We start from the raw sequence: 21,897 nt of genomic DNA on the forward strand, positions 1-21,897 counted from the left end.
GATGTTCTCTGCTCTGTTCATCAGCCGGCCCAAGCTGGCGCTTGTCATTTCGCTGGTTCTGACCATTCTGGGAGGGATCGGCTATCTGGTTCTGCCGGTGGCACAGTTCCCGGACATCACGCCTCCGGTCGTGAGCGTAACCGCCAACTATACCGGCGCAAACGCCGAAACCGTGGAAAACACTGTGGCCGCCCCGATCGAGGCGCAGGTCAACGGTGTGGACGACATGATCTACATGACGTCGACCTCGTCGGATAACGGATCATACTCGCTGAACGTTACGTTTGAAGTGGGAACCGATCCTGACATCGCATCGGTAAACGTGCAGAACCGCGTGGCGCAGGCGATGGCATCCTTGCCATCCGAGGTGACCTCATCGGGCGTGGTGACGCAAAAAGCGTCGACAAACATGCTGCTGCTGATCACGCTGACCTCGCCCAACGGCACGTATGACAGCGTATTTCTGTCGAACTATGCCTCGATCAACCTGAAAGACGCGCTGGCGCGGGTTCAGGGTGTTGGTAAGGCGGACGTTCTGACCAATCTTGAATACGCCATGCGCATCTGGATGGACCCGGACAAGATGGCGGCGCTGTCGATCACTCCGGGTGACGTGATCAGCGCTATCCGCGAACAGAATATCGAGGTATCTGCTGGTTCAATCGGTTCGCCACCTGTACCCGAAGGTCAGACCTTTCAATACACGATCAAGACCAAGGGTCGCCTGACCTCGGCGGATGAATTTGGTGACATCGTGATCCGGACAGGAGATGCGGGCGCGATTGTGCGTGTGAAAGATATCGCACGCACCGAGCTCGGCGCACAGTTCTATTCGGCTTCGGGCTACTTCCAAAGCGTTCCCGCAACGGTAATCGGCATCTATCAAGCGCCCGGGGCCAACGCGCTGGCGGTGTCTGAACGTGTCGAGGCTGAGCTTGAACGCCTCTCGCGCTCTTTCCCAACCGATGTGGAATATTCAGTCCCGTTCAATACAACCGACTTTGTCGAGCAATCGCTGAATGACGTGGTTTCGACGCTCATCCTGACTTTCATTCTGGTGATCACGGTTGTGTTCATCTTCCTTGGCAGTTGGCGCGCAACGATCATTCCGGCGGTGGCGATCCCCGTATCGTTGATCGGGACATTCGCGTTCCTGCTGGCCTTTGGCATGTCGCTGAACACGATCTCACTGTTCGCGCTGGTGCTGGCAATCGGGATCGTGGTGGATGACGCCATCGTTGTGGTGGAAAACGTCGAGCGTATCATCGCGGAAGAGGGCCTACCCCCGGCGGAGGCCACGCGCAAAGCCATGGGCCAGATTACCGGTCCGGTGATTGCAACCACGCTGGTTCTGCTTGCGGTGTTTGTACCGGTGACCTTCATGCCCGGCATCTCAGGGCGGCTTTATTCGCAATTCGCGGTCACGATCTCGACCGCCGTTGTAATCTCATCGATCAACGCCCTGACGTTGTCCCCGGCACTGTGTGGACTGGTCCTGAAGGCGCGCTCGGGTCCCCCCAAGGGGCTGCTGGCCGTGTTCGAAGGGTTCATTGGTACAATGCGTAACGGCTATACCGCGATCGTGCGCAAGCTACTGATCTTGCCGGTGATCTCATTAGGCATCATCGCGGCCTTCGCGGCTGGTACAGGGTCCATCATGGGCGCCACCTCGAAAGGCTTCATTCCGCTTGAGGATAACGGTTATCTGTTCGTCGATGTCCAGCTGCCCGACGCGGCAACGTTGGAACGGACCGAAACCGTCTCGGCGCGTTTGGACGCGCAGATTCAGGAGATCCCAGGTGTTTCAAGCACCGTTCTGGTGAACGGGTTCTCATTGCTGAACGGCACCACGACGAACGGGGCGGCCATTTTCGTCAACCTCACCAACTGGGAGGAACGACAGGAACCCGATCTCAGTGCCGACGCTATTCTGGGCAAGGTGCTGGCGATTGCAAACCAAGAATCAGCAGCCTCAATCGTGGCTTTCAACCCACCCCCAATTCAGGGCCTCGGTATGTCCGCCGGTGTTGAAATGGAGGTACAGCAAACCGGGGGCGGCTCGCCTCAGGATCTTGCATCGGCAGTTGGGTCTTACGTTTATGCAGCCAACCAACGACCCGAGATTGCGCAGGCTTACACCACCTTCCGCGCGAACGTACCGCAGCTGTTCGTTGATTTGGATCGGGAGAAGGCCAAAACCCTGCAGGTCTCGGTGGCTGAGATATTCCAGACCATGCAAGCGCAGCTTGGCTCGTATTACGTGAACGACTTCAACCTGTTTGGTAGAGTCTATCGCGTGATGATCCAGGCCGAAGGCTCGTACCGGAACAAGGTCGAAGATATTTCAAACCTCTACGTGCGTTCCACCAAGGGTGAGATGGTACCACTCGGCACGCTTATCGATGTCGAGAATGTGCTGGGACCGGTTCTGCTGAAACGGCACAACCTGTTCCGCTCGGCCACAGTGACAGCAGTTCCGGCACCCGGTCTTTCGACGGGTGACGCAATCAATGTCATGACCGAGGAATCGGCGAACGCCCTGCCCTCCGGCTATGCCTTTGAATGGACCGGCACGGCGCAACAACAGTTGGCCTCTGGCAACCTCGTCGTTGTGATCCTCGGGTTGGCGATCTTGTTCGGATACCTGTTCCTTGTAGGCCAATACGAAAGTTGGACCATGCCTGTATCGATCCTGATGTCGGTAACGGTGGCCCTGTTCGGCGCGGTCGCGGCAGTCGCGATCGTGGGCAGTGACATCAACCTTTACACGCAGATCGGGATGATCATGCTGGTTGGTCTAGCTTCAAAGAACGGGATTCTGATCGTCGAATTCGCGATGGAGCAAAGAGCCAAGGGCTTGTCGATCAAAGAAGCGGCTACAGAAGCGGCCCATCAGCGTTTCCGCGCTGTTATGATGACAGCTCTGTCCTTCCTGCTGGGCGTTGTGCCGCTGCTGGCCGCGAACGGTGCTGGCGCGGCAAGCCAGAAGGCCATCGGGGTTGCGGTGTTTGGAGGGATGCTGGCAGCAACGCTGTTCGGGGTAATCCTTGTTCCCGTCCTATATGCTGTAATGCAGGGCCTGCGGGAATGGATCAAAGGCAGCAAGAATGATCCCGGACCCGAAGAAGAAGCCGCATGATCGGATAAACAAAAGACGCCCCGCAAATCTACGGGGCGTTTTTCATTTCAGCGATCAGCCATCCAGCTCTCGATCCGTGTGACCTGTTGAGGTGTCAACCGTAAACCCAGCTTATTACGCCGCCAGATCACATCCGTTGCGGTGCGCGCATATTCCTTGTCGATCAACCAATTCAACTCAGCCTCGGTCAGCGTCGCCCCGAAATCCTCACCCAGATCAGACTGATCCTGTGCCGCGCCCAAAACCGCGCGCGCCTCGGTGCCGTAGGCCCGTACCAACCGTCGGGCCCAGACGTCTGTCAGAAAGGGATAATCTGCCATCAGGCTTTGGATCAAGGCATCGACACCATCGACCGGGAAATCCCCCCCCGGCAATGCCACACCCGCTGTCCAGGGGCCCGACACGCCTGAGAGATGTTCGGCCACTTTCTCAAGCGCGCTTTCCGCCAGACGACGGTATGTTGTGATCTTCCCGCCGAAGACATTCAGCACCGGCGCCCCGCCCTCGGCATCGACTTTCAACGTATAATCCCGTGTCGCAGCCGTCGCGCTGCTGGCCCCGTCATCGTATAAAGGCCGAACGCCCGAATAGGTCCAAACGACATCTGCGCGAGTCACCGGTTTCTTGAAGTATTTCGAGGCAAAGTCGCAAAGATACTCCTGCTCTGCCTCGGTACAGACCGGAGGTTCAGAAGGATCGGAATGATCCTGGTCCGTGGTCCCGATCAGGGTGAAATCCTGCTCATAAGGGATGGCAAAGATGATCCGTCCGTCCTCGCCCTGAAAGAAATAGCATTTGTCGTGGTCATAGAGCTTCGGTGTCACGATATGACTGCCACGCACCAACCGAACCCCCTCGCGTGAGTTCATGCGGATCTTGGTCTGGATGATATCGCCCACCCAAGGTCCACCGGCGTTGATCAGCATCCGCGCATGGACGGTTCTGGTCTTGTCACTGTCGCGGTCGCGCAGGGTAATCTGCCAGAGATCGTCAACACGTTCTGCCGAGACGACCTCGGTCCGCACCATGATCTGCGCGCCGCGCGCCTCGGCGTCGCGGGCGTTCACGACCACCAGACGAGAATCCTCGACCCAGCAATCGGAATATTCATAGGCCGTTTCAAACTTGTCCTGCAGTGGCCCGCCTTCGGGTTCGTTCCGCAGCTGCAGAGATCGCGTTCCGGGCAGGATTTTCCGCCCCCCAAGATTGTCATACAGAAACAGACCCAACCGGATCAGCCAGGCCGGGCGTCGGCCCCGCATCCACGGCATCACCGTACTCAGCAGTTTTGAGGTCGGTGTTTCCGTATCGAACCGCATATCGGCGTGATAGGGCAGCACAAAGCGCATCGGCCACGAGATATGCGGCATGGCGCGCAACAAAGTTTCGCGTTCGATCAACGCCTCGCGGACCAGACGGAATTCAAAGAACTCCAGATACCTGAGCCCCCCATGGAACAGCTTGGTCGAGGCCGAAGAGGTGGCCGAGGCCAGGTCGTTCATCTCGGCCAGAGCCACCGACAGCCCCCGCCCCGCTGCATCGCGCGCGATGCCGCAACCGTTGATGCCACCACCGATAATGAACAGGTCGGTTACCTGAGTGTTGTCCGATGACATTTCTATGCGATTCCCCAATCCAGCAGCTTTGAGCGCATTAACCCGATACATATTCGCTTCGTCAAGTTTTGCTTTCGCTTTTTATCGCTTTCAATCCAATTATGGCAATTACTGCATTCAGAACTTGCCACACTCAGGAAAAAGAGCAAAAACGAAGGCAAGAGCAATACCGGAGATCATCCATGTCCTTGTCCTTTCGCCAATCGGACATTCTTGAAATAGCCAAGGAAGAAGGCCGCGTTACCGTCGAAGGGCTCGCCGATCGTTTTCAGGTCACTGTTCAAACAATTCGGCGCGATCTGTCCGATCTGTCCGAGGCCGGATTGGTCGATCGGGTACATGGCGGAGCTGTGCTGCGTTCGGGCGTTTCGAATATCGGTTATGAAGACCGTCGCGCCCTGAACCAAGAGGTTAAGGCCCGCATCGCAGAACGTTGCGCCGCCGATATCCCGGATGGCAGTTCGGTCTTTCTCAATATCGGAACCTCGACCGAGGCCGTCGCTCGGCAATTGCGGCAGCACAAGAACCTGATGGTTGTTACCAACAATATGAATGTCGCCACCATTCTGGCCGAGAACCCGGATTGCGAGATCGTTGTTGCGGGCGGCGTACTGCGCCGATCGGACAGTGGCCTTGTGGGGAATCTCGCCGTGTCGACCATTCGTCAGTTCAAATTTGATCACGCGATTATCGGTTGCTCAGCGCTCGATACCGATGGCGATCTGATGGATTTTGACCTGCAAGAGGTGCTGGTCAGCCAGACCATCATCGCCCAAGCGCGACAAATCAGTCTGGTGGCGGATCACTCCAAGTTCAGCCGAACGGCCCCGGCCCGCATCGCCTCGTTGGCGAATGTAGATACCATCTATACCGACGCCCCCCTGCCCGGAGATCTGTCGATAAAATGCGCCGAATGGCAAACGCAGATCATACAATGCGATAGCAATCCGTAGACGATCACTTTGTCCAGAACACCCATAAACTGATTGACGAAGCGAAGCGCACAACTGAGGATGCAGTAACCTTCCCGACAGGAGGCGCGAGCATGGGACTTTTGGGGCAGCCGCTGGGCTTCTACGACTACCTTACGTTTTTAGCATTGATCCTGCTGCTGGCCGCGGTGATGGCTCTGTTCCTGTTCATCATGGGCCTGCCCGGCCGTATCGCGATCAAGCGAAACCATCCGCATGCCGAAGCGGTCAAGATGATGGGATGGATGGGGTTCCTGGCCATCGTTCCATGGGTCCACGCATTCATCTGGGCCTTCCATGACGGCGTGACCGTGGATGTACGTCGCGGACCGGACGAGGAGCGCAAAGCCATCCGGGATGAGATCAAGCGACTGGGCGGCACAGTGAAACCGGAATATCAGGACCGGCTTGACGAAGACGATACGCAGAAAAGCTAAGACCAAAGGAAACTATAAAATATGTTCGTCGCCCTTGGCATTACGCTTTTCTATCTCATTTTCGTCTGGTTCATTTTCTTCAAGGCGAAGTGGCTGAAGTTCAACATCATGTGGGGCATCGTGTCCTTCTGGGTTGGCGCGCATCTGCTTTTGATCTTCCTGGTCGCGCTGCGGTTCTTTCAGCCCTTTTCGATCGACAGCCACGTCGTGCGCTCAACCATCCAGATTGTCCCGCGCCTGACTCAGCCAACCATCCTGACCGAAGTTCTGGTCGAACCGAATACGTGGGTCACGAAGGGCGAGCCACTTTATCGCTTTGATGACACCGTGTTTTCGCTGGCCGTCGACAAGGCGAATGCGCAACTGGTGGCCGCGCAGCAAAACGCTCTGATCCTTGAACAGGACGTTATAGCCGCAACCGAAGCCGTTGAACGCGCCAATGCGCAGCTGGCCTATGCCCTGACCGAGCAGGCCCGGTACGAAAACCTTGTCCCTGCGGGAGGTGCGCGGCAAGACGAACTGGATCGCTGGAATGAGCAAGTGGCTGAAGATCAGGCCAAGGTCAAAGAGGCCGAGGCAAATCTGGAAAAGGCCAACCTGGCAGAGGCCTCGCAGATCGATGGTGTGAATACAGGGATTATCGAGGCGCAGTCACAATTGGCCGAGGCCGAGTATTTCCTTGAAAATACAACTATCTACGCGCCTGAAAACGGCATGATCGTCTCACAGCAGGCGCGCCCGGGTATGGTGGTCGGTGAGATACGGCTTGGCGCGATTGCCAGTTTCGTGACCGAAGACAGCCCCTATATCCTCGCCACTTTCCGACAGCAGAACCTGAAATTCGTCGAAGTCGGACAGCCGGTCGAGGTCGCCCTGGACCTCTATCCCGGCGAAATCCTGACCGGCAAGGTCGAGGCTGTTTGGTGGGCTACGCGTCAGGGCCAATATCTGCCCTCGGGTCGCCTGCCCGGCTTTGAACTGCCAAAACTGCCTGGCCGCATCGCGGTACAGATTTCGGTCGACGTGCCCGAAGGCCATACTTTCCCAGCGGGTGGTCACGCCGCCGTGGCGATTTACACCGGCATGGGCAAAAGTTTCGAGTTCCTGAGGCGCATCAATATCCGCCTCTATTCCTTCGCCAACTTTATCCGACCTCTGGATATCTGAGGATGCGCGCCATGACACTCCGCCGGTTGTTAGGCACTGCCCTATGTGCTGCCACTCTCGCCGCTTGCACGCCGGTAGGCCCGGATTTCGTGCGCCCGAACTCGCCGGTCGTGAAACAGTGGATCGAGGTCAACAGCCCCAGCGCAGGTCAAAGCGGCCTGACCTCACGCAGCGCGCCTGTGGTGCGGTGGTGGGAGACGTTCAATGACCCCACGCTGAACAAACTGATCGCCGAGGCCTATGCCCAGAACCTGACCTTGCAGGTCGCAGGTGCCCGTGTGCTTCAGGCCCGCGCACAGCTTGGCATCGCGTTCGGAGAGCTCTACCCCCAATCGCAAGCGATCGGAGGATCACTGCAGCGACGCCAGATCAGCGACAACCTCGGTCCGGTTTCGGATATTCGGCGGATCATCCCTTTGGATACCGAATTCTCAACCTCGCAAGTCGGGTTTGATGCGCAGTGGGAGTTGGATGTATGGGGCGCACAACGACGCGGCGTGCAAGCGGCACGGTCCAATCTCGCCCTGCAGGTGGCCAACTATGACGATGCGCTTGTAACGCTGACCGGCGACGTGGCCGCACTGTATATCAACGTCCGCTCCTTGCAGGAGGCTTTGGGCATTGCGCGCGAAAATATCCAGATCCAACAAGAATCCGCTGATCTGACCCAATTGCGCTTCAACAATGGCGTGACCACCGAGCTGGACGTACAGGAATCGACGGCGCTGCTGAACAACACCAAAGCGCTGGTGCCTCAGTTGGAGAGCGATCTGCAGCAAGCCAAGAACGCGCTGGCCGTATTGCTTGGCAAAACCCCGTCGCAAATGGCCGGCCTTCTGAGCGGCTCCGGTCGCATCCCGTCAGCGCGCTCAAACGTGGCCGTGGGCGTTCCGGCAGAGCTGCTGCGGCGGCGTCCGGATGTGCGCGCGGCGGAACTGGCCGCCGCGACGCAATCGGCTCAGGTTGGCATCGCGCTGGCCGACTTGTATCCGCAGTTCATACTGTCCGGCTCGATTGGACTACAGGCCTCGGGCGGGCGCGATTTGTTCAGCACCAACAGCACCACAGGTCTGGCCAATGCAGGCGTGGTCTGGAACGTATTGAACTATGGTCGCATCAAGAACAATGTCCGGGTACAGGACGCCGCCTATCAGGCGCTGATTGCGAATTATCAGAACACCGTCCTAACCGCATATTCCGAGGTCGAAAGCGCCATGGTCGCCTATGCGCAGGCACGCAAGCAAGTGGCGTTCTATGAACGCAGCGTCGAAGCGTCACGCCGGGCTGCCGATATTGCGGTCGATCAATACCGCGACGGTATCGCCAGCTATTCGCGCATCCTGAACACGCAAACCGCGCTTCTGCGCTCGCAAGCAAACCTGATTGAAGCCCGGCAAGAGGTCTCGTCAAATCTGGTCGCGATCTACAAAGGTCTAGGCGGAGGCTGGCAGATCCGGCAAAATCAGGAATTCCTACCCGAAACGGTACTGGCCGAAATGGCCTATCGCACCGATTGGGGTGATTTGTTGGAGAAAACACCGACCGGGGCCAGCCTGAACTGACCGCTATTTCGTCAGCCCGCGCAATCCGCCAGAGATCAGGATATTCACCTCGTAGAGGATGCGAGGCGCGGCCAACCCGCCGGGGCTGGCCAGATAGTTCGGGCTCCATTCCGGGTCGAACTTCTGCTTGAAGCTGCGCAGGCCTTCGAAGTGATAAAACTGCTCGCCGTGCTCATAGACAAACCCGCCGATGCGGTTCCACAGCGAGGCCAGTTGCCGGTTCTCGATCCCCGAAAACGGCGCCGCCCCCAGCGAGAACCAATGGAACCCCTGCTCTGCCCCCCAGGACATCATCTCGGCAAAGAGCGCATCCATGACAAAGCTCGGACTTTCGGGCTCATAGCGCATCAGGTCCAGCGACAGTTCAGACTTATGTCCTCCCTGAAACAGGTTCGCAAAGGCCATGATCTTACCGGTTTCGTCCCGCAAAACCGCGTGATCGAAATACGAGAGGTACTTTTCGTCAAAACCCCCTAACGCGAACCCCTTCTCTTCACCAGCCTTCCGGGCCAGCCAATCGTCCGAGATTTTGCGTAGCTCCGGCAGCACCGGGGCCAGTTCTTCTTTTGGAATGATCTCGAACACATAGCCTTCGCGTTCCGCCCGGTTCTTGGCCTGACGGAACCGTTTGCGGGATTTCCCGTCCAATGAGAAATCGGTCAGTGGCACGCGGGCCACTTCGCCGATCTTGAGGATTGACAGACCAAGGTCCAGAAACGTTGGCAGGTATTTGGTCGAGACACTGTAGAAGGCACATAGCTTACCTTCGCGATCTGCCATTTCGCGCAGCTGCCATATCAGCTGCTGTCCCGCCTTTTCATCGCCTACCGGTTCGCCCTTGGTGATCAACGCATTGCCGGTATCGGCATAGGCCAGAAAGGCGGCCTGATCTTCGGAGATCAGGAATTGCTTATCTCCGGTCAGCGAAATCTGAGACTCAGTGTCCTCGCTTTCCATCACCAACCGCTCGACCACCTCGGGGATTTCAGTACGGCTCGGGGCCGGTATTTCACGCCCGAATAGCGAGTTTATCGCGACCACTCCAAGGATCACCGCAACCACGAGGCTGGAGCGCAAGAAGCGCGAAGCATCACCGTTCCACGCGAACTCCCACCAGAGCGCGTTCTGGTATTCGACATGGGAATAGGCAAACAACCCAACCCAGAAGATCACCAACAACAGTGCCAGCACGCTGACCAGCCACGGGATGTTCAACCGAAAAATCGACGCGCCGCTGACCCGGTAGAAGGCGCCCCGGAACATCGCCAGCAGACCGATAGTGCCAAGCAAAGAAAGCGCCTCATGCGTGTCGAGCCCTTTGGTCAGCGAGGCGACAAATCCGGCCATCATCAACAGCATCGCGACGACCCATGCGCGATAGAGCTTTCGGAACAACCCGCGTGACACCAGCAACAGTAGGACACCCACGGCACTGCCCGCCAAATGCGAAGCCTCAACAAATGAGAGCGGCAGCACTTCGCGCAAAACGCCAAGGTTCTGCGAACTCGCGGGCAAGGCCCCCGAAACCAACAGGATGATCCCGGCGACCGCCGCTACTCCGGCAGCCACCATCGGCACAATCGGGCGAATGGCGCGATAGACCCATGTCGCCGCGCCTCCGATCCTGTGTCTTTGCGTCAACACCGAGGCCCCAGCGATGGACAGGCTTGCAATTCCGAACGGGCAGAATGTGTAGACGACCCGATACAGCAGCAGTGCGGCAATCACGTCCGAGCGCCCGGAAGCTCCCAACCCAGCGATCAGCGTCGCCTCAAACACGCCGATCCCACCCGGAGCGTGGCTGAGGATGCCGACTGCGATGGCGGCGATATAGATCGTGAAGAAATAGGGATAACCAACGCCCAGATCATCCGGCATCAGCACATACAGCGCCATGGAGGCACCAAACAAATCCCCCACCGCCGCAACCGTCAGCAGGCCAGCCAGTTTTCCGCCCGGCAGGTTGAAGCCAAAGCCGCCATATCCAATGCGCCGGCCACCCCGGGACAGCCAGGCGAACAACGCCGCAAGACCGGCTAGAAGACACAGGCCGATGACGGTTTCGGTGGTCTCTCCAATCGGCAGCACTTTCGAGATGCCGTCAGGATGAAAGGTCAGAAGAATTCCAAGAAGCAGGATCAGTCCCATCCAGAACGCCACCCATGAGGTTGCGATCACCCCGGCCACGCGCCCCAGATCCAGCCCAAGCGACGCATAAATGCGATACCGGATGGCAGTACCGGTGATGTAGGAAAAGCCCAGGCAGTTCGAAACCGCATAGCCGCTGGCCCCGGCCATCCCCGCGATGGGAAGCGGTACTTTGCCGCCAGCGATACTCTGCACCGCCAGGACATCGTAGAAAGACAGCGACAGAAAGCTAAATGCGGTCCAGCAGAGCGCGAAGAACATCACCTTCCACGACGTCGCCGCGATGTCGGTCTTAACGTCCGCCCATTTCACATGAGCTGAAAGATCGTGCAGAACAAACAACGCAATCAGCGTGATCATCACAGGCACAGCGACCCGGACCAGTGGCTTTTCGAGCAATCCGGTCACACGTTCGGCCAGCTTCTGGACCCGCGACTCGTCGATTGTCGCCTCTGAAGTCATTCTGCGTATCCCTGCCCTGCTGCCAGTTTCGGCCTCAGTTCAGAGCTTTACACAAATATCCAAGCCATCAAAGCATGTTGCGCTTGAATTCACGTCCGTCCTTTGCGTGTCGAAAGCAACAGGTTGGTCTCGGATCTTGTGATCCCCTCCATCCGTCGGATTTCGAACAGAACTTCATCAAACTCTACAAGCGTGTCAGTCCCGATCTCAACAATGAGATCCCAACTGCCATTCGTAGAATGGACAGCGCCCACCTCGCGCATTGCCGCAATCCGGGATCTGATCCGTTCGGTCCCACGACCCTCGATCTCGAGCATCATCAACCCGCGCACAGGGCTTTCTGAAACGCCCTGACGGGTCACAACCGTGAAGCCCACTATTTCGCCCGATTGCTTGAGGCGTTGCAGGCGGCTGCGAACGGTTGTCCGGGTCACGCCCAGCACCTCTGCCAGCTCCGACAATGAGGCCCGCGCATCCCGATGCAAGGCATTCAGCAAGCGGTTATCCAGTTCGTCCATCAACAATGCCCAAATCGAATTCCATCAATTCATTTTGACCATTTTGATCCCTTTTCTCAACCCATATCGCGTTTCTATACAGACATATGGACAAGAAAACTCTCATTCTGGCCGGGGCCCCAATGGATTCCGGCAAACGCCGCCAAGGCTGCCGCATGGGCCCCGACGCCTATCGCGTGGCCGGACTTGAACAGGCTTTGGCCGATCTGGGGCACACTGTTTCGGATATCGGCGACACGCAGCCGGATCATGTGGAAATGGCGGAACATCCGCACCTGTTTGCGCTGCCCGAATGTGTGGGCTGGACGCAGGCGCTGCATCGAACGGCGCAGAACGCAGCGCAACAAGGGCTGCCAATATTCATGGGTGGCGATCACGCGCTGTCGATGGGCACGGTTTCAGGCATGGCGGCGCACGCGCAGAGCATTGATCGCCCCCTGTTTGTGCTGTGGCTCGACGCACATAGCGACTTTCACACACCCGGCAGCACCGGCAGCGGCAATCTGCATGGCACCCCCGTGGCCTATGTCACCGGGCAACCGGGGTTTGAGGCTTTCGCGCCCCTCGCCGCCCCCATCCCTACAAATCGTGTTGGCATGATTGGCCTGCGCTCGGTCGATCCCGCTGAACGCGCAGCCCTTGAAAAAGATCACGCCATGCTGGCCGATATGCGCAGCATCGACGAACACGGTATCAAGGCACCGCTTCTGGCTTTCCTCGACAGAGTGCAGGCTGCGAACGGCATCCTGCATGTATCGCTGGACGTGGACTTTCTGGATCCCTCGATTGCACCCGCGGTCGGCACCACCGTCCCCGGCGGCGCGACCGAGCGCGAGGCGCATCTGGTGATGGAGCTGCTGCACGAAAGCGGCCTCGTCTGCTCGCTGGATCTGGTCGAACTGAACCCGTTTCTCGACGAGCGAGGCCGAACTGCGAAACTGATGGTTGATCTGGCTGCCTCGCTGATGGGGCGTCGTATCTTTGATCGCCCGACACGGAGTTTTTGATGATTTCCCTGCAATCGCCTTCCGCTGTTGTAATGGTGCGCCCTCATGCATTCGCTTCGAATCCTGAAACGCGAGACGACAATGCATTTCAAACGCTTGCAGACCAATCCGAAGCAGCAACATCAGCTGCCGCCCGAGATGAACATGACGAAGCGGTCGCCCAACTACGTGCCGCAGGTGTAAACGTCCATGTCTTTGACGATGACGGTGCGCTCAATACACCCGACAGTGTCTTTCCCAACAATTGGTTCTCGACACATCCAGGTGGTCATGTTGCTATCTATCCAATGTTCGTACCATCGCGCAGACGCGAGCGAAGGACCGATGTGATAGAAATGCTGAAGCAGGAGTACCGCGTTCAGGACGTTATTGATTATTCCGGTCTTGAACAGGATGACCTTGCTCTGGAAGGAACAGGAGCGATGGTCCTGGATCACGTTGGCCGCATCGCCTACACCGTCAAATCAAATCGCGCCGATCCTGTTTTGCTTGAAAGGTTCTGCACTCATTTCAACTATGAACCTATCGCTTTCGATGCGAAGGATGCCCAGGGGCGTGATGTTTACCACACCAACGTTCTTATGGGAATCGGTACGAACTATGCTCTGATCTGCCTAGACATGATCTGCGATCCGGAGCGCCGCGCGACCGTTCGGTCACGGTTAGAGGAATCCGGTCGAACGGTAATTGATCTGTCGCATGAGCAGATCGCGAACTTTGCCGGAAACGCGATTGAACTCAGCGGTCGGGATGGCCTGCTTTTGGCGTTGTCCAGTCGCGCCCAAAAGGCGCTCACATCCGCTCAAACTGCTATAATCGAAAAGAGTGCCGCTCTGTTGCCGCTCTCAGTTCCGACAATTGAAACAGCTGGTGGATCAGTGCGCTGCATGATCTCAGGCATCCATCTTTCTCGCCGATAGGAGTCTTTGATGCAACCCTCAGACAAGGCCCTTGTGCCATTCGTATCCGTCGACAACATGATGCGCCTGATCCACCACGTTGGGTTGGAACGGATGGTCACTCAGATCGCCGCGCAGATCGAGGCCGATTTCAAACGCTGGGAGAGCTTCGATAAAACGCCACGCATCCCGGCGCACTCGCCTCATGGCGTAATCGAACTAATGCCTACCTCGGACGGAGAGGCTTATGGGTTCAAATATGTCAACGGCCACCCCAAGAACACTTCTGAGGGTTTGCAGACCGTAACCGCCTTTGGCCTCCTGGCTGATGTCTATACCGGCTACCCGACGCTATTGACCGAAATGACCATGCTGACCGCCCTGCGTACGGCGGCCACCTCGGCCCTCGTGGGTAGCTATCTTGCCCCGAAATCCGCTAATGTCATGGCAATGATCGGAAACGGGGCGCAGTCCGAGTTTCAGTGTCTCGCGTTCAAGGCCATATGCGGGATCGACACAGTTCGTTTGTACGACACCGATCCGAACGCCACCGCGAAATGTGCCGCCAATCTGCAGGAAAAAGATCTGACAGTGATTTCCTGTAAAACGCCCGAAGACGCAATCGAAGGCGCCCAGATCATCACGACCTGCACCGCCGACAAGAAATACGCGACGATCCTGACTGACAACATGGTTGGCCCGGGCGTCCATATCAATGCAATCGGTGGCGACTGCCCCGGCAAAACCGAGCTGCATCGGGATATCCTTTTGCGTTCGGATATCTTTGTCGAATACCCCGAACAGACACGCATCGAAGGCGAAATCCAGGCTCTGGAAGCGGATCATCCGGTGACCGAAATGTGGGAAGTCATGACAGGTAAGGCAAAGGGGCGTACCGACGACCGCCAGATCACCCTGTTCGACAGCGTCGGCTTTGCGATCGAGGATTTCTCAGCCCTGCGCTATATCAAACGCGCGATCGAAGGAACTGACTTCTTCGAGCCGCTGGACATGCTGGCTGATCCCGACGACCCGCGAGATCTGTTTGGGATGCTGATGCGGGCGAAATAGCGCTTTGTCGGTGCAGCCACGGGCGAGCATGATCAATGGTGATGGGGGCTCTGCCCCCGCCGCCCTTTGGGCGCCTCCCCCGAGATATTTATAGCCAGATGAAGCAAGGATCCGCTCTCTGACCATCAAGCCAGAGAACTTCACTTAGCGCAGTCATCATCCCTGCCTGTACCACCCGACCATTTTTCGATGTGTTGGTTAAGGATCCGTTCTTCATCTGGCTATAAATATCTCGGAGCGCGAGGCAGAGCCTCGCAAAATCCTCTATCCCGCAAGAGATGGCAGGTAGAGAACGATACCCGGGAAAGCCACAAGCAATGCAATTGTCAGCGCATCTGCAATGAAGAACGGTGTCACGCCTTTGAAGACATCCTGAACGCTCAGGTCGGGGCGCACTCCGGCAACAACAAAGCAGTTCAGTCCGATGGGGGGCGTGATCAGACAAAACTCAGCCATTTTCACCACGAGGATGCCAAACCAAATCGCGCACATCGGGCCGGACATGCCGAAAGCGCTGTCGGCAGCACTGATGCTCTCGCCCCCGTTCAGAGCCATCACCGCCGGGTAGACAACGGGCAGCGTCAGCAGCAGCATTCCGATCGCATCCATGAACATACCCAATACCGCATAGGCCAGCAGGATGCAGATCAGGATCAGCATCGGTGACATCTCAAGCGAGGTGATCCAGTCCGAGAACGCACCCGGTAAGTCGGCAAAGCCCAGAAAACGGACATAGATCAAAACGCCCCAGATGATCGCAAAGATCATTGCCGTCAGCTTAGCCGTTTCCAACAACGCCGATTTGAACTCGGGCCAGCGCATGCCGTGGAACAGCGCAAAGCAGAAGACGATGAATGCGCCGATTGCCCCGCCCTCAGTTGGGGTGCCCCAGGCTTTCTCGCCAAACGGGTTGTAGACGAAGCATATGATGATCAGGATCACCGCGACGATGGGCAAGGCACCGGGCAAAGCGTTGAAACGCTCTTTCCAGCTAAAGCCGGTGACGGGTGGTCCGACCGATTTGAAAACAACTGCGATGCCGACGATCAGCAGGCCGTAGATAATGGCCGAAAACGCCCCCGGTATGAATCCGGCAAGCAGCAATTTGCCTACATCCTGTTCAACGATGATGGCGTAGATAACCAGGATCGCCGAGGGTGGGATCAGCGAGGCGAGCGTACCGCCTGCTGCAACAACGCCCGCCGCAAAGCGTTTGTTATAGCCGACCGACAGCATCTCGGGGATTGCGATGCGGGCAAACACCGCCGAGGTGGCGACCGATGCGCCTGAAACCGCCGCGAAGCCTGCCGTTGCGAAGATGGTTGAAACGGCCAGCCCGCCGGGCACCCAAGCGATCCAGCGCTTGGCGGCCTCGAACAATGCGCGTGTCAAACCGGCATAATAAGCCAGATAACCGATCAGGATGAAGGTTGGGATCAGGCTGAGCGTATGCGAGGCCACCTTTGAATGGGGCACCTGACCAGCAGTTTTGACGGCAACGGTAACTGCCTTGCCGAACCGATCAGGGTCGTAGCCGAATTTGGCCCAGAAAATCCAAATCAGGCCAATCAATCCTGCCAGTCCGGCAGCAAAGGCCACGCGCATTCCTGTGATTACGAGAACCAGCAGCAGCCCAGTGACCCACAGGCCGATATCGATCGTGTCCATGAGTCAGTTCTGCCTTTCGTACTGTTCGGCTTCGGCGGCCGCCTGAGCCGCTGCATCCTGTATGAGCGGAACAGCAACAGGGTGTTCAGCGCCAGTGATCAGCGCCCAGCCATAACCCCAGATCTGCAAAACCAACCGCAGGCATAGCACCGAGAACGCGACCGGAGCGAGCAATTTGGCCGGCCAGAGGGGAATACCGATATCGATCGAGCTGTCGCGGCTCCAAAGCGGAGCACCGAAGTCAAACGACCGGTCGAAATGGGACCAACTGCCCCAGACAAGCGCAAGCATCAAGAGCAGGATCAACAGGACCGAAGTCAGCTCGAACAACCAAAGAGCACGCCCCTTCAGCCGGGAAATCACGATGTCCATGCGGATATGCCCACCATCGCGCTGAACATAAGAGATGCCCAGAAAGGCAATCAGGGGCATGGCCTGCTCGATCCAATCGACATACCCCGGCAAGGGCGCATTCAAGGCATTACGGCCGCTGACCGAGATCACCGCCAGCACCATAAGGCTGAACACTGCCAATCCACTTATCAGTGCCAGAAAACGCTCTAACCTCAATAGTTTCTGGTCCAGACAGCTGATCAGACTGCCATCCTGCAGCACCGTGGCATGTCCTGCCATCTTTGCATTCCTTCGCTGTCGGGAATGGCCGGGCGCCAAGCGACGCCCGACCTGGGCGATCAGTTACCGCCGCGTTGCTGCTGCAAGGTGGCCTGCACAAGATCATATAGATCCTGTGCGGGAAGACCTTGCTCCGTCATGTCCGCGATCCACTTCTCGCGGATAGGGTCTGCGGCCTTGGCGCGGAATTCTTCGATCACGGCGTCCTCGATCATCACTTTCTGAACGCCCTTCTCTTCCAATACGCTATCCCACTGCTCCAGCAGCCCACCATAATTGGCCAGGTAATGCGCAATGGCTTCGTCGATGGAATTGTCCAGCGCTTCCCGATGCTCGGGGGGCAATGCGTCATAGGCGTCGATATTGACCACGACCGGACAGTTCACCGTGCCCGGGTTCAGGTTAGCAGTCCACCAGTCAGCCTCATTGATTGTACCGAAGGATAGATGCGCGTGCTGAGCGAAGGCCACGGTATCGACCACACCGGATTCCATTGCATTATAAGCTTCGGTCGCAGGGACAGAGGTAGGCACGCCGCCGACGGCCTCAAAGGCTTGACCCAAACCGCCTGTGGCACGCACGCGCATGCCATCGAAATCGGCCAGTTTATCACGCGCATCGCCGGTACCGACAAGGTTATACTGCGGCATGGGCGAGGTCATGATGATCCGCGCGTTCCACTGCGCCATCTCGTCTTTGACGGCGGGGTGGTCATAGACCGCGTGGCTGACTGCCACTTCTTCGTCCAGATTGTTCACACCCAGAAACGGCAGTTCCAAAACGGTGATCGCACGGTTCTTGTCGCGGTGATAGCCGGCACAGAACTGCGCCATCTCAAACGCGCCAATCTCGATCCCATCCAGATTCTCACGCGGCTTCGACAGGCCACCATAGCTGACATTGATAGTGAACTCACCGCCCGTTTTCTCGCTGACCAGTTCAGCCAGTTTCTCGACATGTTCAGTGAAAGCGCGACGCTTTCCCCAAACCGAGGCATTCCATTCAGTCGCTGCGGCTTCGGCAACAAACGCAAAGCTCAGCGCGGCGACAGCCGCACCGCTCAACATCTTGTTCATCGTATTTCCTCCCATTGGTGCACCCCCTGACGAGGCGCTTGAAAATGAAGCTAGCGCTAAGTCCCTGATGTGCCAACCCCTGCTGTCGGGCGCACATCGGCACTGATCTTCCCTGGGGGAAAGACAAAGTAGCGCAAACCATGCAGAAGCAGCATAAGAAAAAGTTACACGCTACTATTTGTTTTGCATAACTTTTTACACATCTTGTGAAATTTATTTACAAACTGGGAGGGATTTCAAAAATTTGTTTACAAACAAATCCAAGGATTACGGTAATTTATTTATTTCTTTTCTGCTCTCCGTATTATTCGAGTCGGGGAGGAACCGGATCGACATTGCCTGATCGGCGGCAGTATCAATCCAATGTAATCCAGTTCTAGAGGGAGGAGCCTCAACCATGACTACCGCTGCTCAGGCAGATGCCAAGACTTATCCGCCATCCGCAGAAACCGTCGCTCGTGCGCATGTGGACGCCGACAAATACGCAGACATGTATGCGGCTTCAATCAACTCCCCAGAGGCTTTCTGGGAGGAACAAGGCAAGCGTGTTGACTGGATCAAACCCTTCTCTCAGGTCAAAGACGTCAACTATGATTTTGGCTCGGTCAAGATCAACTGGTATGCTGACGGGACGCTGAACGTCTCGGCGAACTGTCTGGACCGCCATCTGGCCACACGTGGAGATCAGACCGCAATCATCTGGGAGCCGGATGATCCGCAGGACCCGGCCCAGCACATCACCTATGCCGAATTGCATCGCCGCACCTGCCGCATGGCCAACATTCTGGAATCGCTGGGTGTGCGCAAGGGTGACCGCGTTGTCATCTATCTTCCGATGATCCCCGAGGCCGCTTATGCCATGCTGGCGTGCGCGCGCATCGGCGCCATTCACTCGATCGTATTCGCAGGCTTCTCGCCTGACGCTTTGGCCGCACGGGTCAACGGTTGTGACGCAAAGGTCATCATCACCGCGGACGAGGCGCCGCGCGGTGGCCGCAAGACGCCTCTGAAGTCGAACGCTGACGCCGCCCTGCTGCACTGCAAAGACACAGTGAAGTGTCTGGTGGTCAAGCGCACCGGTGGTCAGACCACCTGGATCGACGGCCGCGACTATGACTACAACGAAATGGCACTGGAGGCTGATGACTACTGCGCCCCTGCCGAGATGAATGCCGAAGATCCGCTGTTCATCCTGTATACCTCGGGCTCGACTGGCCAGCCGAAAGGTGTTGTGCATTCGACCGGCGGTTATCTGGTCTATGCCTCACTGACGCATGAAGTCACTTTCGATTACCACGAAGGCGATGTCTACTGGTGTACAGCCGACGTCGGCTGGGTCACCGGCCACAGCTATATCGTCTATGGTCCTCTGGCCAATGGCGCGACCACGCTGATGTTCGAAGGCGTACCGACTTTTCCGGACGCGGGGCGTTTCTGGGAAGTTTGCGCCAAGCACAAAGTGAACCAGTTCTACACCGCTCCTACCGCAATCCGCGCTCTGATGGGGCAAGGCAACGAGTTTGTCGAAAAGCACGATCTGAGCGACTTGCGTCTGCTGGGCACCGTGGGTGAACCGATCAATCCCGAAGCTTGGAACTGGTACAATGACGTCGTCGGCAAGGGTAAGTGCCCCATCGTTGACACGTGGTGGCAGACCGAAACCGGCGGTCACATGATGACCCCCCTGCCCGGCGCACATGCGCTGAAGCCCGGCTCGGCCCAGAAACCGTTCTTCGGCGTTCAGCCAGTGGTTCTGGACCCGCAATCGGGTGTCGAGATCAACGGCAACGGCGTCGAAGGTGTTCTGTGCATCAAGGACAGCTGGCCCGGCCAGATGCGCACCGTGTGGGGTGACCATGAGCGGTTCGAGAAGACCTATTTCTCGGACTACAAAGGGTACTACTTCACCGGTGATGGCTGCCGTCGTGACGAAGATGGTGACTACTGGATTACCGGTCGTGTTGACGACGTGATCAACGTCTCGGGTCACCGCATGGGCACCGCCGAGGTGGAAAGCGCCCTGGTTGCACATGCCGCTGTGGCTGAGGCCGCTGTTGTGGGCTATCCACATGAAATCAAAGGACAAGGTATCTACTGCTATGTCACTTTGATGAATGATCGTGAGCCTTCGGATGATCTGCTGAAAGAGCTGCGCACCTGGGTGCGGACCGAGATCGGTCCAATTGCCTCGCCGGACGTGATCCAGTGGGCCCCTGGCCTACCCAAAACACGCTCGGGCAAGATCATGCGCCGTATCCTGCGCAAGATCGCCGAAAACGACTTCGGCTCGCTGGGTGACACCTCGACACTTGCGGATCCATCGGTCGTTGACGATCTGATCCAGAACCGCGCGAACAAGTGAGGGTATGATGGACGCTGCCACGACCACAACTCCCGCTGTACTGATCCTTCTCGGCCCTCCGGGCGCCGGGAAGGGCACGCAGGCTCGTATGCTCGAAGACAAGTTCGGGCTGGTTCAACTCAGCACTGGCGACCTGCTGCGTGAAGCGGTTGCCGCCGGTACTGAGGCTGGTCTTGCCGCCAAAGCCGTGATGGAGGCCGGCGATCTGGTGAGTGACGGGATCGTCATCGCCATCCTGCGCGACCGCATGGCTGAGCCGGACTGCACCAAGGGTGTCATTCTGGACGGATTCCCCCGTACCACGGTTCAGGCCGAAGCTTTGGACGGTTTGCTGGCTTCTGGCGATCAGAAGATCAACGCCGCCATCAGCCTCGAGGTTGCAGATGCCGAGATGGTGACACGGATTTCAGGCCGTTACACCTGCGCTGGATGTGGAGAAGGTTATCACGACACGTACAAACAGCCTGTCGAAGACGGCAAGTGCGACAAGTGCGGCCATACTGAGTTCAAGCGCCGCGCGGATGACAATGCCGAGACGGTAGCATCGCGTCTGGCGGCCTATCACGCGCAGACCGCGCCTTTGATTGACTACTACCAGAATCAGGGCGTGCTGAAAGGCATCGACGCCATGGGGCAGATCGACGACATCGCCCGTGACCTTCAGGGTCTTGTTGGCGACGTCATGAGTTAAGGGGAGGAGATAAGCCCGCAGGGCTTTGATCCTTACAACAGAATACTTCAATGGACCCGCCTTGGCGGACCGGAGAGGTTTTGCCTGACGTCACGGAGCGTTTGGCACATTCGAGAAGCGGCCCAACGCACTGGAGGAGTTGGGCAACGGGCCGCCAACGAGGAAGCGAAGGAGGAACCCGCGATGGCGGATAATTCGACTAACTCCGCGCAGGCTGCAGAGTCCGATAAGGGCTATTGGCAGGCCAACCTGCGCCTCATCTACATCAGCCTTGCGATCTGGGCGCTGGTGTCTTTCGGATTCGGCATTCTGCTGCGTCCGCTACTGTCCGGCATCGCCGTCGGTGGTACAGATCTGGGCTTTTGGTTCGCTCAGCAAGGATCGATCCTGGTCTTTCTGGTGCTGATCTTCAACTACGCCTGGCGCATGAACAAGCTGGACGCTGAATACGGCGTGGACGAGGAGTAACG

At 57.5% G+C, this 21,897-nt stretch carries 17 protein-coding genes; 11 read left to right on the top strand and 6 right to left on the bottom strand.

The genetic code is table 11. The annotated features are described in order from the left end of the window. The first annotated feature begins 1 nt into the window (after position 1). On the top strand, positions 2-3,139 hold the full coding sequence (locus ACR0NF_RS05405; RefSeq protein ID WP_480667035.1) for an efflux RND transporter permease subunit: 3,138 nt from the start codon (positions 2-4) through the stop codon (positions 3,137-3,139). Between the two features lie 47 nt (positions 3,140-3,186). Here the strand turns inward: ACR0NF_RS05405 and glpD are convergent, their stop codons facing one another. After that, entirely contained in the window at positions 3,187-4,755 is a 1,569-nt protein-coding gene (glpD, locus tag ACR0NF_RS05410; protein WP_480777888.1) for a glycerol-3-phosphate dehydrogenase, read from the bottom strand. Positions 4,756-4,937: 182 nt separating this feature from the next. Between glpD and ACR0NF_RS05415 the strand changes: the two genes are divergently transcribed. From ACR0NF_RS05415 to ACR0NF_RS05430, 4 genes are all read left to right on the top strand, one after another. Beyond that, a complete protein-coding gene (locus ACR0NF_RS05415) occupies positions 4,938-5,708 on the top strand; it encodes a DeoR/GlpR family DNA-binding transcription regulator (protein WP_480657933.1) in 771 nt (256 codons plus the stop codon). 92 nt (positions 5,709-5,800) lie between these two features. After that, positions 5,801-6,163, top strand: a complete 363-nt coding sequence (locus tag ACR0NF_RS05420) for a DUF3302 domain-containing protein (protein WP_480470041.1) — start codon at positions 5,801-5,803, stop codon at positions 6,161-6,163. 21 nt (positions 6,164-6,184) lie between these two features. Further along, entirely contained in the window at positions 6,185-7,330 is a 1,146-nt protein-coding gene (locus ACR0NF_RS05425) for an HlyD family secretion protein (protein ID WP_480470042.1), read from the top strand. Between the two features lie 11 nt (positions 7,331-7,341). Further along, positions 7,342-8,892, top strand: coding sequence for an efflux transporter outer membrane subunit (locus tag ACR0NF_RS05430; protein WP_480777889.1), 1,551 nt, complete (start codon positions 7,342-7,344; stop codon positions 8,890-8,892). Positions 8,893-8,895: 3 nt separating this feature from the next. Here the strand turns inward: ACR0NF_RS05430 and mprF are convergent, their stop codons facing one another. Continuing rightward, complete coding sequence (gene mprF, locus ACR0NF_RS05435) at positions 8,896-11,502, bottom strand: bifunctional lysylphosphatidylglycerol flippase/synthetase MprF (protein ID WP_480470044.1); 2,607 nt, start codon at positions 11,500-11,502, stop codon at positions 8,896-8,898. A gap of 89 nt (positions 11,503-11,591) precedes the next feature. Next, on the bottom strand, positions 11,592-12,020 hold the full coding sequence (locus ACR0NF_RS05440; protein ID WP_480470045.1) for an Lrp/AsnC family transcriptional regulator: 429 nt from the start codon (positions 12,018-12,020) through the stop codon (positions 11,592-11,594). A gap of 86 nt (positions 12,021-12,106) precedes the next feature. On the opposite strand from ACR0NF_RS05440, the gene rocF reads away from it, so the two are divergent. From rocF to ACR0NF_RS05455, 3 genes are read left to right on the top strand one after another with little or no spacing between them, the layout of a single operon-like run. Continuing rightward, the gene (gene rocF / locus ACR0NF_RS05445) at positions 12,107-13,027 is read left to right on the top strand and encodes an arginase (RefSeq protein WP_480470046.1); all 921 of its coding nucleotides are present in this window, start codon (positions 12,107-12,109) and stop codon (positions 13,025-13,027) included. Further along, the gene (gene ctlX, locus ACR0NF_RS05450) at positions 13,027-13,947 is read left to right on the top strand and encodes a citrulline utilization hydrolase CtlX (RefSeq protein WP_480777890.1); all 921 of its coding nucleotides are present in this window, start codon (positions 13,027-13,029) and stop codon (positions 13,945-13,947) included. The genes rocF and ctlX overlap by 1 nt, the downstream gene beginning before the upstream one ends. A 6-nt stretch (positions 13,948-13,953) precedes the next feature. Next, complete coding sequence (locus ACR0NF_RS05455; protein WP_480470048.1) at positions 13,954-14,997, top strand: ornithine cyclodeaminase; 1,044 nt, start codon at positions 13,954-13,956, stop codon at positions 14,995-14,997. 264 nt (positions 14,998-15,261) lie between these two features. Here the strand turns inward: ACR0NF_RS05455 and ACR0NF_RS05460 are convergent, their stop codons facing one another. The 3 genes from ACR0NF_RS05460 to ACR0NF_RS05470 are packed head-to-tail and all read right to left on the bottom strand — an operon-like array spanning position 15,262 to position 18,374. After that, positions 15,262-16,665, bottom strand: coding sequence for a TRAP transporter large permease (locus ACR0NF_RS05460; RefSeq protein ID WP_480657939.1), 1,404 nt, complete (start codon positions 16,663-16,665; stop codon positions 15,262-15,264). Between the two features lie 3 nt (positions 16,666-16,668). After that, entirely contained in the window at positions 16,669-17,298 is a 630-nt protein-coding gene (locus tag ACR0NF_RS05465; RefSeq protein WP_480470050.1) for a TRAP transporter small permease subunit, read from the bottom strand. 59 nt (positions 17,299-17,357) lie between these two features. Continuing rightward, positions 17,358-18,374: a C4-dicarboxylate TRAP transporter substrate-binding protein gene (locus ACR0NF_RS05470; RefSeq protein WP_480470051.1), complete on the bottom strand. Its 1,017-nt coding sequence runs from the start codon at positions 18,372-18,374 to the stop codon at positions 17,358-17,360. Positions 18,375-18,771: 397 nt separating this feature from the next. Here ACR0NF_RS05470 and acs point away from each other — a divergent pair, with 397 nt between their 5' ends. The 3 genes from acs to ACR0NF_RS05485 all read left to right on the top strand — a co-directional run bounded on the left by acs (position 18,772) and on the right by ACR0NF_RS05485 (position 21,895). Then, positions 18,772-20,736: an acetate--CoA ligase gene (gene acs / locus ACR0NF_RS05475; RefSeq protein ID WP_480777891.1), complete on the top strand. Its 1,965-nt coding sequence runs from the start codon at positions 18,772-18,774 to the stop codon at positions 20,734-20,736. 7 nt (positions 20,737-20,743) lie between these two features. Further along, the gene (locus ACR0NF_RS05480; protein ID WP_480470053.1) at positions 20,744-21,427 is read left to right on the top strand and encodes an adenylate kinase; all 684 of its coding nucleotides are present in this window, start codon (positions 20,744-20,746) and stop codon (positions 21,425-21,427) included. 183 nt (positions 21,428-21,610) lie between these two features. Next, on the top strand, positions 21,611-21,895 hold the full coding sequence (locus ACR0NF_RS05485; RefSeq protein ID WP_480470054.1) for a DUF4212 domain-containing protein: 285 nt from the start codon (positions 21,611-21,613) through the stop codon (positions 21,893-21,895). The last annotated feature ends 2 nt before the right edge of the window (positions 21,896-21,897 follow it).

This window comes from Ruegeria sp. CF4 (assembly GCF_056537345.1).

Bases quoted from the DNA above. Each gene is read 5' to 3' on its own strand.
- ACR0NF_RS05405 (WP_480667035.1), top strand. From the start codon at position 2: ATGTTCTCTGCTCTGTTCATCAGCCGGCCCAAGCTGGCGCTTGTCATT.
- glpD (WP_480777888.1), bottom strand. From the start codon at position 4,755: ATGTCATCGGACAACACTCAGGTAACCGACCTGTTCATTATCGGTGGT.
- ACR0NF_RS05415 (WP_480657933.1), top strand. From the start codon at position 4,938: ATGTCCTTGTCCTTTCGCCAATCGGACATTCTTGAAATAGCCAAGGAA.
- ACR0NF_RS05420 (WP_480470041.1), top strand. From the start codon at position 5,801: ATGGGACTTTTGGGGCAGCCGCTGGGCTTCTACGACTACCTTACGTTT.
- ACR0NF_RS05425 (WP_480470042.1), top strand. From the start codon at position 6,185: ATGTTCGTCGCCCTTGGCATTACGCTTTTCTATCTCATTTTCGTCTGG.
- ACR0NF_RS05430 (WP_480777889.1), top strand. From the start codon at position 7,342: ATGACACTCCGCCGGTTGTTAGGCACTGCCCTATGTGCTGCCACTCTC.
- mprF (WP_480470044.1), bottom strand. From the start codon at position 11,502: ATGACTTCAGAGGCGACAATCGACGAGTCGCGGGTCCAGAAGCTGGCC.
- ACR0NF_RS05440 (WP_480470045.1), bottom strand. From the start codon at position 12,020: ATGGACGAACTGGATAACCGCTTGCTGAATGCCTTGCATCGGGATGCG.
- rocF (WP_480470046.1), top strand. From the start codon at position 12,107: ATGGACAAGAAAACTCTCATTCTGGCCGGGGCCCCAATGGATTCCGGC.
- ctlX (WP_480777890.1), top strand. From the start codon at position 13,027: ATGATTTCCCTGCAATCGCCTTCCGCTGTTGTAATGGTGCGCCCTCAT.
- ACR0NF_RS05460 (WP_480657939.1), bottom strand. From the start codon at position 16,665: ATGGACACGATCGATATCGGCCTGTGGGTCACTGGGCTGCTGCTGGTT.
- ACR0NF_RS05465 (WP_480470050.1), bottom strand. From the start codon at position 17,298: ATGGCAGGACATGCCACGGTGCTGCAGGATGGCAGTCTGATCAGCTGT.
- ACR0NF_RS05470 (WP_480470051.1), bottom strand. From the start codon at position 18,374: ATGAACAAGATGTTGAGCGGTGCGGCTGTCGCCGCGCTGAGCTTTGCG.
- acs (WP_480777891.1), top strand. From the start codon at position 18,772: ATGACTACCGCTGCTCAGGCAGATGCCAAGACTTATCCGCCATCCGCA.
- ACR0NF_RS05480 (WP_480470053.1), top strand. From the start codon at position 20,744: ATGGACGCTGCCACGACCACAACTCCCGCTGTACTGATCCTTCTCGGC.
- ACR0NF_RS05485 (WP_480470054.1), top strand. From the start codon at position 21,611: ATGGCGGATAATTCGACTAACTCCGCGCAGGCTGCAGAGTCCGATAAG.